This window comes from Mucilaginibacter sp. P5_A4, assembly GCF_056400605.1.
In genome coordinates this window covers 33,178-47,899 of the sequence record NZ_JBFUKX010000023.1, presented here as the reverse complement: position 1 = coordinate 47,899, position 14,722 = coordinate 33,178, and the positions used below count along the sequence as shown (strand labels likewise).

Genomic DNA, 14,722 nt, shown 5'->3' with positions numbered 1-14,722 from the left:
TCAACCTATAAAAACATTAAGTAACAATAAAACCCTATGAAAAAATACAACCCAATACCGGGTATCCTTATTATTTTTCTTTTGTTTTTTTATTGCCTTGAGGCCCAGGCTGATGTTAAGTCATCTCCGGAAACATCACCTTATAACGTAAAACTTTATGGTGTAAAAGGAGATGGCAAAACCATTGATACCAAAGGGATTAATAAAGCAATAGATGCGGCGGCAACAGCTGGCGGGGGCACTGTTTATTTTCCCGCCGGCAATTATTTGTGTGGTTCCATTCATCTCAAAAGTAATATCTCTTTGTATATAGACCAGGGAGCTACAATAATTGCAGCTCCAATTGCTGATGATTCGGGTTATGATTTACCCGAAGACAAGATCGACAACAAATACCAGGATTTTGGCCACAGGCATTGGCATAACAGTTTGATATGGGGCGAAAACCTGCACGATATTTCCATATTAGGTCCGGGTACCCTTTGGGGAAAAGACCTGGTACGGAGTAATAAAGGAGAAGATGACAAACGCCCGAACAAAACCATCAGCCTTTATTTATGCCGAAATGTGATCATTAAAGACATATCTATATTGCACGGCGGCTGGTTTGGCATCCTGGCTACCGGGATAGATAACTTTACTATTGATAATGTGAAGATGGATACCAACCGCGACGGGATGGATATTGACTGCTGCCGTAATGTGCGTATTTCCAATTGCAGTGTTAATTCGCCCTATGATGATGGTATATGTTTGAAAAGCACCTTTGGGCTTGGATTCGCCCGCGCTACAGAAAATGTTACTATCACCAACTGCCAGGTAAGCGGTTATGATGAAGGTTCGTTTTTAGACGGCACTTTTAAACGGAACGAAAAAAAATACTCCGATGGCAATCCTACAGGCCGTATAAAAATGGGCACCGAATCAAATGGTGGATTTAAGAATGTCACCATTTCAAATTGTGTATTTGATTATTGCCGTGGTTTGGCTCTTGAAACTGTTGATGGCGCGCTTTTAGAAGATGTTACCATTACCAATATTACCATGCGCGATATTGTAAATGCACCCATTTTTGTTCGCCTTGGGGCACGCATGCGTGGGCCCGAAGGTACACCGGTAGGTGTGCTCAGAAGAGTTATCATCAGCAATGTGGTATGTTATAATGCCGATAATAAGCATGGCGCAATCATAAGTGGCATACCGGGCCATGATATTGAAGACCTGCGATTAAGCAACATCAGGATCTATTACAAAGGTGGCGGTACTAAAGAGCAATCAACACGTGAGGTGCCTGGTTTAGAAAAAGAATATCCCGAACCATACCGTTTTGGTACAATGCCGTCCTATGGTTTCTTTATTCGCAATGTTAAAGATCTTAAAATGAACGATGTGGAGGTAAGTTATATTGATGAAGATCTTCGCCCGGCATTTATACTTGACCATGTAACCGGTGCCGATTTTCAGCATATTAAAGTGCAGAAAGCGGCCAATGCACCGGCATTTGTTTTAAATGAAGTAAAAGATTTTAACATATATAACAGCTTGCCGGTTGCAAACACCAGGATGGCGGATGTGAATAAGAAGGAACTTTAATAAAATAAATAATTGCATGAAAAGTAAACTATCCAGGTCAATAATAATTCTTACAGCGCTTGCCGTAAGCGTAACACTTTATGCCCTAACACCGGCAGCCGATGTAGTGCCCGACGCCGATAATGCCGGTTTAAAATTGCCCGCCGGCTTTGGCGCCTTAAAAGTTGCCGAAACCGGCGCCAAGGCAAGACATTTGGTGGTTACGCCACAAGGCGATATTTATGTAAAGCTTGCAAAGGTTAATAAAGAAGGTAAAGGCATTTTAGTGTTTCATGAAGCTGAAAATGGCAAAGCCGAACTCAAATCTGGCTTTGGCACTTACGGTGGTACCGAGGTTTATTTAAAAAACGGGTACCTGTATGCTTCATCCAATACCGAGGTATTCAGGTATAAGGTGAATGATAAAAATGAAGTTATTAACCCGGATCAGCCCGAAAAAATAGTTACCGGTTTAAAGGCGGGCCGCCAGCATGAAACCAAATCGTTTGTATTGGATAACGATGGCAATATTTATGTAAACATAGGTGCCTGGTTTAATTCGTGCCAGGAAAAAGACCGCGGGCTGCATTCACCAGGTATACCGGGCTGCCCGATATTGGATTCGATGGGTGGAGTGTGGCAGTTTAAAGCCGACAAATTAAACCAAACCTATGGCGATGGTGTGCGGTATGCAACTGGGTTAAGGAATATGGTAGGTATGGACTGGAACCAGCAGGATAACCAGCTTTTTGTAATGCAGCATGGCAGGGATAACCTCAACAGCTCATGGCCCGAACTATATACTACCAAACAATCTGCCGAGTTACCAGCCGAATGCTTATATGCCCTTAAAAAGGGAGACAATGCAGGCTGGCCGTATATGTACTATGACCAGATTCAGCATAAGAAGATACAAGCCCCTGAGTATGGCGGCGATGGAAAAAAAGAATCAGATGCTAAATTTCTCGATCCGGCTGCCGCCTATCCTGGCCATATGGCGCCCAATGGTTTGCTGTTTTATACCGGCAATCAATTTCCGGCGAAGTATAAAAACGGGGCTTTTATAGCATTTCATGGTTCATGGAACAGGGCTCCCGAACCACAGGCCGGATACTTCGTAGTTTTTCAGCCATTTAAAAATGGAAAGCCCGACGGTGATTGGGAGGTGTTTGCAGATGGTTTTTCAGGCTCACCAGAAAAAACCGCGGCTGGTCGCGCAGATCATCGTCCCTGCGGGCTTGCCCAGGGCACCGATGGTTCCTTGTATGTTACAGATGATTCAAAAGGTACCATATACCGCATTATCTACACAAAAAAATAATTGCCACAATGAGAAAATATTTAATGATTATCATCTTCACTTTTAGTTGTTCTCAGTTAATGGCCCAGGTTAAAGCTCCAACAAAAAGCAGGACTAAATCCCGGCAAAGTTTAGCTGCCTCAGCGGTTGATGGCAAAAGTGTATATGTAAAATATTGTTTAACCTGCCACCAGGCTGATGGGGGCGGGGTGCCCAATATGAATCCGCCATTAACTAAAACATCTTATGTGCTGGGCGATAAAACCCGCCTGATTAAGGTTGTGCTTAACGGGTTTTCAGAAAACGTTGATATTGATGGTGAATCATACTCCAATGTGATGCCGGCACATGATTTTTTGAAAGACCAGGAAATTGCAGCTGTGTTAACCTATGTCAGGAAAAACTTTACCAATAAAGCGGGGGCAATAAGTACAGTACAGGTAAAGGCTGTAAGAGCCGCAAATAAAAAATAAATCCTTTTAAAACAGATACCTTAAATATTATGAAATCATTTTTATACTTATTATTAATGGTTTGCCCGGCGATAGCATTTGGGCAGGATACCAACACTGAAGCAGTTGTTCGCAAAGTTGCCGACAATATTGTTCAAAACACCTCATTTAAATTTATCAATTCCAGTACCAAAGAAAAATACGACTCCACCAAAGGATTGGCATCCTCAGCTGATATTAAAGCGGATAGCAAATACAATAAGTGGGCCTATGTAAACGGTGTTTTAGCCATTGGCATGGTGCAAACCGCTGATGTGCTTAATGATAAAAAGTACTCGGAGTATTCCCAGCGCAATTTTGCATTCATTTTTGATAACCTTAATTATTTTGAAACGCTTCATAAGACTAAAGCACCCAGGGTAGAGTATGGATCTGTATTCAACATCACCAACCTTGATGCTTGCGGGGCAATGTCTGCCGGGTTGTTTGATGTAAACACCCTGGCACAAAGAAAAGATTACCAGGCCTATTTAGAAAGATCAGCAGCTTATATTTCAACTAAACAGATGCGTTTGTCTGATGGTACATTTGCACGCCCGCAACCACGTTTTGGTACCCTTTGGGCCGACGATATGTTTATGAGCATCCCGTTTTTAGCGCGTATGGGCAAGCTTACGGGCAACACCAAATACTTTGATGATGCGATAAAGCAGGTAGAGAATTTTAACAAATATCTTTACGATCCTGCTACAGGCCTTTTCTTTCATAATTATTATTCTGACGATCAAACCAATGGTGTAGGTCATTGGGGTCGCAGCAATGGCTGGATAGCCATGGCACAGGTTGAGCTGTTAAATAATTTGCCGGCAAACCATCCCAAACGTCCCGAACTGATAAAATTGCTGTTGAGGCAAATTGTGGGTTACTCCCGCTACCAGGACCAAACCGGTTTATGGCACCAGTTATTGGATAAACCCGATTCATACCTGGAAACATCAGTTACTGCAATGTACACCTATGCTGTAGCCCGTGCAGTAAACCAGGGCTGGATCAATGAAAAATATTTAGCTATAGCCCGCGAAGGATGGGATGGTTTAAAAACCAAAATTACAGCCGGCGGAGAATTGCAGGATGTTTGCATTGGTACAAACATGGATACCGATATTAAGTTTTATTACACCAGGCCAACCGAGCTGAACGATACACATGGTTTAGGAGCCTTATTATTGGCCGGAACCGAAATGCTTAAAGCAGAAAGAAAAAAATAACCATGTACAAGCTAACCAGGCTATTGTTGGGTATTATCCTTACAGCAGCATGTAATTTAAGTTTGTTTGCTGCCAATGTAAATATCACCGATTACGGGGCCTCAGGTAATGGTACAACATTAAATACCGCGGCTATTCAAAAAGCAATTGACGCTTGTTATAAAAGCGGTGGTGGTAAAGTTGTTGTTCCTTCGGGAGTGTTTTTAACAGGGACAATTGCACTGAATGATAATATTACACTGCAGCTAAACAAAGGCGCTGTTTTATTAGGCAGTACCGATGTTAACGATTATAAAAATCTTGATCCGTTTGTGGATGGGCTTGGCATAAGTGTTGGCTGGGCGCTGGTTGTAGCCGTTGATAAAAAAAATATAGGCATAGCGGGCGAGGGTACCATTGATGGCCAGGGATCAAAACTCAAAGCGCAGCAAATACTAACCGATACACGTGTCGAGTCGCAGCGCTGGGGCAGGCGTCCGTTTTTATTGCGTATTGTACGCTGCCAAAATGTTGCTTTAAATGGTATTACCTTAAATTATGCCGCAGCCTGGACATCGCATTACTTTCAATGCAAACAAGTGAGCATTAAAAATGTGAAAATTGTAAGCAGGGGCGTAGCACACAATGATGGCATGGATATAGATGGCTGCCAGGATGTTACTATTAAGGATTGTGATGTGGAAAGCGGCGATGATGCTTTGTGTTTTAAAACAACATCAAGTAAAATGGCCTGTAAAAACATCGTTGTTTCGGGGTTGCGGTTAAAAAGCGGTCAGGGAGCTATCAAGATAGGAACTGAATCCATGGCGGCATTTGAGAACATCAACATATCGCAATGTTATATTTACGATACTGCCAATGGCGGTATCAAGCTACTTTCGGTTGATGGTGCAAATATCAGGAATGTCCTAATCAGCGATATTACCATGGTTGAGGTAAAAACGCCTATACTCATTCGTTTAGGCGCCAGGTTAAGTGTATTCCGCAAAGACCAGGATAGCCAGCAATCTATAGGAACGCTTGAAAACGTAACCATCAAGAATGTTAAGGCAAAAGCGGCAGATAACGCGCAACTGATGCCGCCATCGGGTATCCTGATAACGGGTATCCCCGGGCATTACATTAAAAACCTGGCATTAGAAAACATAGAGATAAACCTTGCAGGGGGCGGAAGCAATGAAAATGCCAGGCAGGTTGTGCCTGAGGCCATTGATAAATATCCGGAAGTAAAAACATTTGGTCCGCTGGTACCGGCGTATGGTGTTTGGGCAAGGCACGTGGATGGACTAAAGGTCAGCAATGTAAAATTTACCTTAAGCCATAATGATCTTCGGCCAGCCATTATCTGTGAAGATGGGGAAAACATAGAACTTAATTCCTGCATCATTCCCGAAACTACCGGAGCCCAGGCCGTAATAAGGTTAGAGAATGTCGCCGGGGCCCGCATAAATAATACCACGGTAGCGGGATCTGCTGATGCATTTGTGCGAGTTGAAGGCAATGCAAGCCGTGATGTACGTATCCTGGAAAATAAAATCCCAGGCATACAAAAAAAGGTTGAGCTATCTGCTGATTTGAAAGCGGGAACAGCTGTTTTGGATTAGAATAACACATTGATGATCAATATAAAATGAAGGCAAATATTTGCAAAATATTTTTAGGCTTGGTTTTTCTACTGCCCTGCAGGCTTTATGCCCAGCAAAGTGCTTTACCAAAACAAATGGATCGCTGGGCCATCCAACCCGATGGAAGTATCAAATGGACTATTAATGGCAGGTTACCACATACGGATCATATAGAAATGTCGGGCGAAAAAGTATCGGTTTGGGTTCAGTATGGCTTAGATAGCGCTGGCAGATCATCTATTTTGCGAACAGTGGTATTCCCCACATTCAGGATGCTGCCCGATGGTACCCGTACCCATATTGATTATACTTTTCAGGATAGCGGGTTGCCTCGGTTTTACATTAATAACCGGCAGTTAAAAACTGACCTGGCCAGCGGGAAAAAGTCGGGCGATCTGTCGTACAACATCAAAAGCATTAGCCACAAAGGCATTATGCGGATTGAGGCGACAACAAGCAACCCGGCGTTGGTAAAAATTGAACGGAGTATTTTCCCTTCGGTGGATAAACCTATGGTTATTGAAAAGTTTGTGTTTACTAATATTACCGATAAACCGGTCACCATTTTCATGGAATACCTGCGGCATGAAGTCAGGACGGATAGCCTTAAAAGTAAAGTAAGGCCCCATTCTATCATCATGGGATCTGCAAATAGCGGCAGCCGTGTAGTGCAACCCGGGGAGCATACATCTTTCGCGGTTTATTATCTGGCAACAGATTTTCCCGGTCAGCCCATTACGGTTAATGCAGATGCGGAAGAAAAAGCCCGTGAAAAACGTGTAAATACAATTTTATCGCCGTTACAATTAAAAACACCCGATACGTTATTGAATACCGCGTTCTCCTTTGCCAAGATCAGGGGAACAGAAAGTATTTACAAAACCAAAGCAGGCTACCTGCATGGGCCGGGAGGGCTGGCTTATTATGCCGCCATCTGGGCAAATGATCAGGCCGAATATATTAGTCCCTTCTTTGCGTTTTCGGGAGATAGTATCGGTAACCTGTCGGCCATGACCTGTTACCGCTTGTTTGCCAGGTATATGAATCCGGAGTACAAACCCATACCCAGTTCCATCGTTGCCGAAGGTGACGCCGTATGGAAAGGCGCGGGTGACCGTGGCGACCAGGCCATGATTGCCTACGGCGCATCGCGGTATGCTTTAACTTATGGTCACCCCGATTCTGCTAAAGTATTGTGGCCGCTTATCACCTGGTGCCTGGAATATAGTCACCGGAAGCTAAACGACCAGGGCGTAGTTACTTCAGATCATGATGAGCTGGAAGGTCGCTTTCCATCGGGTAAAGCCAACCTGTCAACCAATAGCCTTTATTATGACGCGTTGATATCGGCGGCTTACCTTGGCAAACAACTGCATCAGCCAAAAGCACAAACAGAGGAGTATTTAAAACAAGCCGCAACGCTTAAAAGTAATATCGAAAAATACTTCGGGACAACCATAGAAGGCTTTAAAACCTATAAATACTACGAAACCAATGATGTACTGCGTGCGTGGATCTGCCTGCCCCTTACCATGGATATTTTAGACAGGAGCGAAGGAACCATCAATGCCCTGTTTTCGCCCCGCTTATGGACGGCCGATGGATTAGCTACCGAGGCAGGCAAAGAAACCTTTTGGGACCGCTCAACCCTATATGCGCTTCGTGGGGTACTGCAGGCCGGCAAAACAGAAAAAGCAATGGACTACCTGCGTTATTATTCACGCAGGAGGTTGTTAGGAGAGCATGTACCTTACCCCGTAGAAGCCTATCCCGAGGGTAACCAAAGGCATCTATCTGCCGAGAGCGGACTTTACTGCAGAATATTCACAGAAGGCTTATTTGGTATGCGGCCAACAGGCTTTAACAGCTTTAATTGCACGCCACGGTTGCCAAATGGCTGGAATGAAATGGCACTTGATAATATCCATTCATTCGGGCACGTGTTCAACCTTATAATATCGAGGCTGAATAAGGGGAAATTAAATATTACCGTAACCGAGGGTAGCAAAACCATCAAATACAAAATAAATGATGGAGGTACACAAGCGGTCACTTTATAAGTAGCAATAACCAATAAATAATATAACTATGATGAGCAAACTTTTTAAATACATCCTGTCTGTTTTAATGATAATTGCTGTTTATGACAGTAATGCCCAAACACATCAACTGGAAAAGCTTTGGGAAACGGATACGGTTATAAGGGTTCCGGAATCAGTTTTTCCGGATTTTAAAAAAGGTATATTATATGTATCAGAGATTGATGGAAACCCCAATGCCGTTGATGGTAAAGGCGGTGTAGCCAAACTTACTGTTGATGGAAAAATTATTAACCTTGATTTTACAACCGGTTTAAATTCACCTAAAGGGTTGGGGCGGTTTGGTAATGAGCTATACGCCGCAGATCTGTCCGAGGTGGTGGTTATTGATATCAATACGGGTAAGGTTAAAAACAAGATTGCAATTGATAGTGCCAAAGCGTTAAATGACATTACTGTTAATGATAAAGGTGTTGTTTATGTATCAGATAGTAAAACAAAAAAAATACACCGTATTGAAAATGGTCGTGCAACCACGTTTTTAACAAACGTAAGCGGCGTAAACGGGCTCAAAGCTATCGGTACCGATCTTTACATACTGGGTGGCCAAAAATTCATGAAAGCAGATAGTCAGGGTAATTTAACACAAATAACCATGCTAAGCTGTGGAGGCGATGGCCTTGAACCTGTTGGTAACGGCGATTTCCTGATTACCTGTTGGGCGGGACATATATTTTATGTAACTGCCGATGGTAAAATAGAAACCCTGCTTGATACACAGGAGCAAAAGATAAATACTGCCGACCTGGCTTATGATACCGTGAAACACATTTTGTATGTGCCTACCTTTTGGGCTAAAAAGGTAATGGCCTTTAAGTTAACAACAGTTAAATAATATGAGGGTTTGTAAAATACGTTTTCTGAAAAAATATTTGGTTGTCGCGGGTTTGGCAGGTACTGAATTTGCAAGCGCGCAAACACACAACACCGATGCATATTTAAAACTATGGTATACCAAACCGGCTGTTGCCTGGGAAGAGGCGTTACCACTTGGTAATGCTACCATCGGCGCTATGGTGTTTGGCGGTATTAACCACGAGCATTACCAGCTTAATGACCATAACCTATGGTCGGGCTATCCCGAAGCCGGGAATAATCCACAGGCATCGGCGCATTTGCCCGAAGTACGAAAGGCCGTGTTTGATAACGATTTTGAAAAAGCAGCAGAGATATGGAAAAAGTATTTGCAAGGGCCATACACGGCCAGGTATCTGCCCTTAGGCGATTTGCTGCTTAACTTTAACCTGAAAGACAGTACACATTACTATCGCGACCTGAACTTAAACAACGCGGTTTCGACGGTGAGATTTGAGGCTGATGGCGTGCATTATCAACGGGAAACCTTTATAAGCTACCTGGATAAAGTAATGATGGTACGTATTACCGCGGATAAAAAAGGCGCCATTAGTTTCACCGCTAATTTGCAAAGCAAGCTTCGTTTTAGCATCGAAAAGGATGGCAACAATAAGCTGATCTTAAAGGGTAAAGCCCCAAGTTACGTGGCCAACCGGGAATCCGAACCACGGCAAGTAATTTACGATGAGCCTAAAGGCGAGGGCATGAGTTTTCAGATTAACCTCAAAGTAAAAAATGATGGCGGGCGGGTGATAGCCGATAACAAAGCATTACAGGTTACGGGCGCCAACCAGGTTATACTTTATTTAACCGAGGCAACCAGCTTTAACGGTTTTAATAAATCGCCGGGGCTGCAGGGTAAAGATCCGGCCATTGAGGCCAATGCCAGCCTGCTTGCCGCATTGCAAAAAACATACGAACAACTCAAGCAAAGGCACATCGCCGACTATCAGCGCCTGTTTAAACGGGTCGATTTTAATTTGGGTACAGATGCCGGTATGGTAAAACAACCTACGGATGAACGGCTCCGGAGTTTTAGTGTAGCCAATCCCGATAAGCAATTACAAACCCTGTATTACCAGTTTGGCCGGTATTTGCTGATTGCAAGCTCAAGACCGGGCAGTGCGCCTGCCAACCTGCAAGGCATCTGGAACGACCAGGTGATACCGCCCTGGGGCAGTAATTATACCACCAACATTAATACCGAAATGAATTACTGGCTGGCCGAAAACACCAACCTTTCGGAGTGCCACCAACCCTTATTTGATTTTCTGAAAGAGCTTGCCGTGAACGGAGCAATTACAGCCAAAGTAAATTATAACATTAATGAAGGCTGGGTACAGCATCATAACAGCGATATCTGGGCTAAAACATCAACCGTTGGTAATTTTGACCATGACCCCAGAAGCGCGGTACGATGGACAGCCTGGCCAATGGGCGGAGCCTGGATGAGTCTTCATTTATATGATCATTACCTTTTTACAGGTAATAAGCTTTTTTTGAGCAAAACCGCGTACCCTATTATTAAAGGCGCTGCACAGTTTATGTTGCACTGGCTGGTAACCGATCCTAAAACAGGTTACCTTGTAACAAATCCTTCAACCTCGCCCGAAAATACTATTAAGATCAGTGGGAAGGAATACCAGGTAAGTATGGCTTCTACTATGGATATGTCTATCATCCGTGAGTTATTCCAGGATTGTATAAGCAGCGCGGAGATATTGGGTACCGATAAAGTGTTTGCAGCCCGGGTAAAAGCTGCTTATGATAAACTTTATCCATTTCATATAGGTAAACATGGCCAGGTACAGGAGTGGTTCCAGGATTGGGATGATACCGCAGATACCCACCGGCATATATCGCATTTATTTAGTTTGTTTCCGGGCAGGCAGATCTCTGTGTTTAATACGCCCCAGTTGGCTGCAGCAGCAAAACAATCAATGATCTATCGGGGGGATGTAAGCACAGGCTGGTCAATGGCCTGGAAAGTGAACTGGTGGTCGCGGATGCACGATGGTAACCATGCCTATAAAATATTAGGTGCAGCATTTAACTATATGGACCCTTTACAAAAAAAAGGACAAATGAGCGGCGGCGGTACCTACCCAAACTTGTTTGATGCCCACCCGCCCTTCCAGATCGACGGAAATTTTGGAGGAACGGCTGGTATGACCGAGATGCTGTTGCAAAGTCAGGATGGTGAAATAGAATTGTTACCCGCCCTGCCAGATGCCTGGGCCGATGGCAGCATTAAAGGTATCAAAGCCCGCGGAAACTTTGAAGTAGCCATCGACTGGAAAAAAGGAAAATTGAGTAAAGCGCTGATCAAATCAAACATGGGCGGCAATTGTCGCTTACGAACCCCGATACCTGTAAAAGTGGTTGAGATAAGCAGTAAAGCGGCTACCGGTATCAACAAAAATATTTTAGATACACCACCGGTAACACCGGTTTACCAGAAGGCAGATGATGCCAAACTACCGGATCTATCTTTTAATAAAGGTTATGTAATTGACTTTGCTACAGAAAAAGGTAAAACCTACACCATTATACCTAACTAACATGATAAAAAATATAAAAGGCTTTTTGCTGGTTTGTTTGTTTGGGAGTTTCACAGCAGGGCTTCACGCGCAATCTATCACCTGGACGGAAGTAGAACCCGGAATATGGAAAGGCGTTATAGGTAAGCCCGAAGAATATGACTTACTGAAAGTGGTGGGAGTACAACCCTATCATGCTGGTTTAGCGCAAATGCCAAAGGCTGCCTTCCCCTTGCCACAGCAGGAAATCACAGGTAGTGTGCAGGGCGGTAAAACTTACCTGCGCTTTCCGTTAGAAAAAAAAGAGCAGTTGTTTGGTTTCGGTTTAAATTTCCAAACTGTATTTCAGCGCGGCAAAGTGCTTACGCTGCATGTTGACAATTATGCAGGTAAGGATAATGGGCGCACCCATGCACCAACACCTTTTTATGTATCATCAAATGGTTATGGTGTGTTTATCAACTCGGCCAGGTATATTGATGTATATGCCGGCACAGCAGTAAGGCGCGACAGTAAGGTACCGCCCGAAATAAAAGACAGGAATCTTGATAAAACATGGAGCTCGCACCCATATTCAGATGGTGTGGAAATGCTGGTACCCGCTTCCGGGGTAGAGATCTATGTATTTGCTGGTCCAACTACTTTAGATGCCGTACGGCGCTACAATTTGCTAAACGGCGGCGGTTGTTTACCACCACGCTGGGGCCTGGGCTTTACACAGCGTATGCTGCGTTTAACCGATGCGCAGGGTGTTGCGGCCGAAGCAAAGGCATTTGAGGACAAAGGTTATCCGCTTGATTTTATCGGGCTTGAACCAGGCTGGCAAAGTAAATCATACCCCTGTACTTTTGAGTGGGACGCAAGCCGGTTTCCTGATCCTAAAGGTTTTGTGCAGGACATGCTGAAAAAGAATATCAGGCTCAATTTATGGACTAATCCTTATGTATCTCCCGAGGCGCCGGTTTATAAAAGTATTTTACCTTATAGTGGCTCACATACGGTTTGGAACGGTATAGTACCCGATATCAGTATGTCCGAAGCACGTAAGATATTTTTTGGCGAACTGGAAAAAGGCAAAATAGATGTCGGCATCAGCGGCTATAAAATGGATGAGGTTGATGGCGGGGATAATTATTTATGGCCCGATGTTGCAACTTTCCCCTCGGGCCACGATGCCGAACAAATGCGCCAGACCTATGGCCTAATGATGCAGCGTTACACCGGCCAAATTTACCATGAACGTAATCAACGTACATTTGGCCTGGTTCGTGCTTCAAATGGTGGTGGTGCTTCTTTCCCTTATGTGATCTATAACGACTATTACGATCACCGGGATTTTATAACCGCATTGGTAAACAGTGGTTTTGCCGGTGTGTTATGGACGCCAGAGGTGCGTTCATCCAAAACCGGCGAGGAATGGTTACGCCGGTTTCAGTCGAATGTTTTTTCGCCTATGGCTATGATCAATGCCTGGGCCAGCGGTACCAAACCGTGGTCATTCCCGGAAGTTGCCGAACAGGTAAAAACAATGGCCAACCTTCGCATGCAGATGATGCCTTACTGGTACAGCGAATTTGCCAAATATCATTTTGAAGGTATCCCACCTTTCAGGGCTATGTACCTGGAAGATGGCTTTGTTGGAGGGGAAGTCAAAAATGAGAACAAAAAAGTAAATCTAGAGGAAAACCCGTATGAAGAGGCCATCACCAAAGAGGTTAAAGACCAGTATATGGCCGGCGAATATTTACTGGTAGCACCAATATTTGCCGGGCAAACCAGCAGAAAGGTAATCTTGCCTAAAGGTAAATGGTATGATTTTTATACCGGGAAGTATGCGGGTGATGGAGAAGTCATCAACGTTACACCGGGCCTTGATAAAATACCGGTTTATGTAAAGGACGGTGGCATTATACCCATGATGCCGGTAATGCTGCACGCGCCTAAAGCAGGGCAGAAGGTTGACCTGGAGGTGAGGTATTATGGCAGCAAACCGGGTACTTATTCTTTATATGATGATGATGGAGAGACGTTTGATTATGAAAAAGGTAATTATACCTTCCGCAAGATCATGGTGAGTAAAGCAAACGGGAAATTAAAAGGTACGATTACCCCTGCATTAAAGGGGAAACCAGATAATGTAGGGAGGGTGAGTTTCAAAACAATGACCGACTTTTAATTTTAGTGTAAAAACGGAACATTTTTGCGTGTGCCACAACCGTTTATAGGAAGGTATATATCCCCTATAAATATAGTTGTACCATTTGTTTCCAGTATCGTGGCCGATGGGCGTAGTTACTCCATATGTATAACCGGTGATCAATCCCCTTTGACGAAAGTATATCGCTAAATTCCTGGTTACTGAATACAAAGGGGTCGGTTTCGCCAACGGCCATTATAATTTCAATTTTACGTATAGCGTCTAAATCATATCCTTCTCCAAGGTTGGCCATATACTGCAGCGGCATGTTGAAGTATATATCTTCATTTCTGAAGCCATCAAACAGGTCTCTAAAGTCATCTATCTGGCGTGTAAGATCATGCCGGCCGCTCATGCATATTACTTTTTTAAATATGGTCGGATGTTTTAAGGCCAGGTTTATTGCATGATAGGCCCCCATGCTGCAACCGGCTACTTCAAAAAAGTTTTCGCCATTTTCAATTTGCATAAAGGGAATTACCTCGTTCAATATGTATTGTTCGTATTGTAAATGGCGGTTTATACGATCAATAGGGTGTATCCAGTGGTTATAAAAACTTTCGGAATCGATACTATCAACGCAAAAAAGCTGAAGTTCGCCATTTTCTAAATGGGTCTGGAGCGCTTCTACTATTCCCCAGTTTTCGTAATCATAAAACCGGGCCATCCGGGTTGGAAAAAATAATACTGCTTTGCCGCTATGTCCAAATACTAAAAGCTCCATATTACGATGCAGGCTGGCACTAAACCAATTATGGTAAGCTCTTTTCATTTTAGGTTCGGTCTTTTGGTGCGAAATTTCCAAAACAAATAT

The 14,722-nt window shown here is 43.7% G+C and carries 10 protein-coding genes; 9 read left to right on the top strand and 1 reads right to left on the bottom strand.

Annotation, left to right across the window (positions count from 1 at the left end; genetic code table 11):
* Positions 1–36: 36 nt before the first annotated feature.
* The 9 genes from AC1DQW_RS15200 to AC1DQW_RS15160 are packed head-to-tail and all read left to right on the top strand — an operon-like array spanning position 37 to position 13,887.
* On the top strand, positions 37–1,593 hold the full coding sequence (locus AC1DQW_RS15200; protein ID WP_477454860.1) for a rhamnogalacturonidase: 1,557 nt from the start codon (positions 37–39) through the stop codon (positions 1,591–1,593).
* Between the two features lie 16 nt (positions 1,594–1,609).
* The gene (locus AC1DQW_RS15195; protein WP_477454859.1) at positions 1,610–2,893 is read left to right on the top strand and encodes a PQQ-dependent sugar dehydrogenase; all 1,284 of its coding nucleotides are present in this window, start codon (positions 1,610–1,612) and stop codon (positions 2,891–2,893) included.
* Between the two features lie 8 nt (positions 2,894–2,901).
* On the top strand, positions 2,902–3,345 hold the full coding sequence (locus AC1DQW_RS15190; protein WP_477454858.1) for a c-type cytochrome: 444 nt from the start codon (positions 2,902–2,904) through the stop codon (positions 3,343–3,345).
* 29 nt (positions 3,346–3,374) lie between these two features.
* On the top strand, positions 3,375–4,592 hold the full coding sequence (locus AC1DQW_RS15185; RefSeq protein ID WP_477454857.1) for a glycoside hydrolase family 88/105 protein: 1,218 nt from the start codon (positions 3,375–3,377) through the stop codon (positions 4,590–4,592).
* Positions 4,593–4,594: 2 nt separating this feature from the next.
* Entirely contained in the window at positions 4,595–6,196 is a 1,602-nt protein-coding gene (locus tag AC1DQW_RS15180) for a glycoside hydrolase family 28 protein (RefSeq protein ID WP_477454856.1), read from the top strand.
* A gap of 26 nt (positions 6,197–6,222) precedes the next feature.
* Positions 6,223–8,277 (top strand): hypothetical protein, encoded by a 2,055-nt coding sequence (locus AC1DQW_RS15175; RefSeq protein WP_477454855.1) that lies wholly within the window; start codon positions 6,223–6,225, stop codon positions 8,275–8,277.
* 28 nt (positions 8,278–8,305) lie between these two features.
* On the top strand, positions 8,306–9,151 hold the full coding sequence (locus tag AC1DQW_RS15170; RefSeq protein ID WP_477454854.1) for an SMP-30/gluconolactonase/LRE family protein: 846 nt from the start codon (positions 8,306–8,308) through the stop codon (positions 9,149–9,151).
* Between the two features lies 1 nt (position 9,152).
* Positions 9,153–11,732 carry a glycoside hydrolase family 95 protein gene (locus tag AC1DQW_RS15165; protein ID WP_477454853.1) on the top strand — a complete coding sequence of 860 codons (2,580 nt, stop codon included), beginning with the start codon at positions 9,153–9,155 and terminating at the stop codon, positions 11,730–11,732.
* A 1-nt stretch (position 11,733) separates the two neighbouring features.
* Positions 11,734–13,887 (top strand): glycoside hydrolase family 31 protein, encoded by a 2,154-nt coding sequence (locus AC1DQW_RS15160; protein WP_477454852.1) that lies wholly within the window; start codon positions 11,734–11,736, stop codon positions 13,885–13,887.
* 64 nt (positions 13,888–13,951) lie between these two features.
* Here the strand turns inward: AC1DQW_RS15160 and AC1DQW_RS15155 are convergent, their stop codons facing one another.
* Positions 13,952–14,680, bottom strand: coding sequence for an esterase family protein (locus AC1DQW_RS15155; RefSeq protein WP_477454851.1), 729 nt, complete (start codon positions 14,678–14,680; stop codon positions 13,952–13,954).
* Between the last annotated feature and the right edge of the window lie 42 nt (positions 14,681–14,722).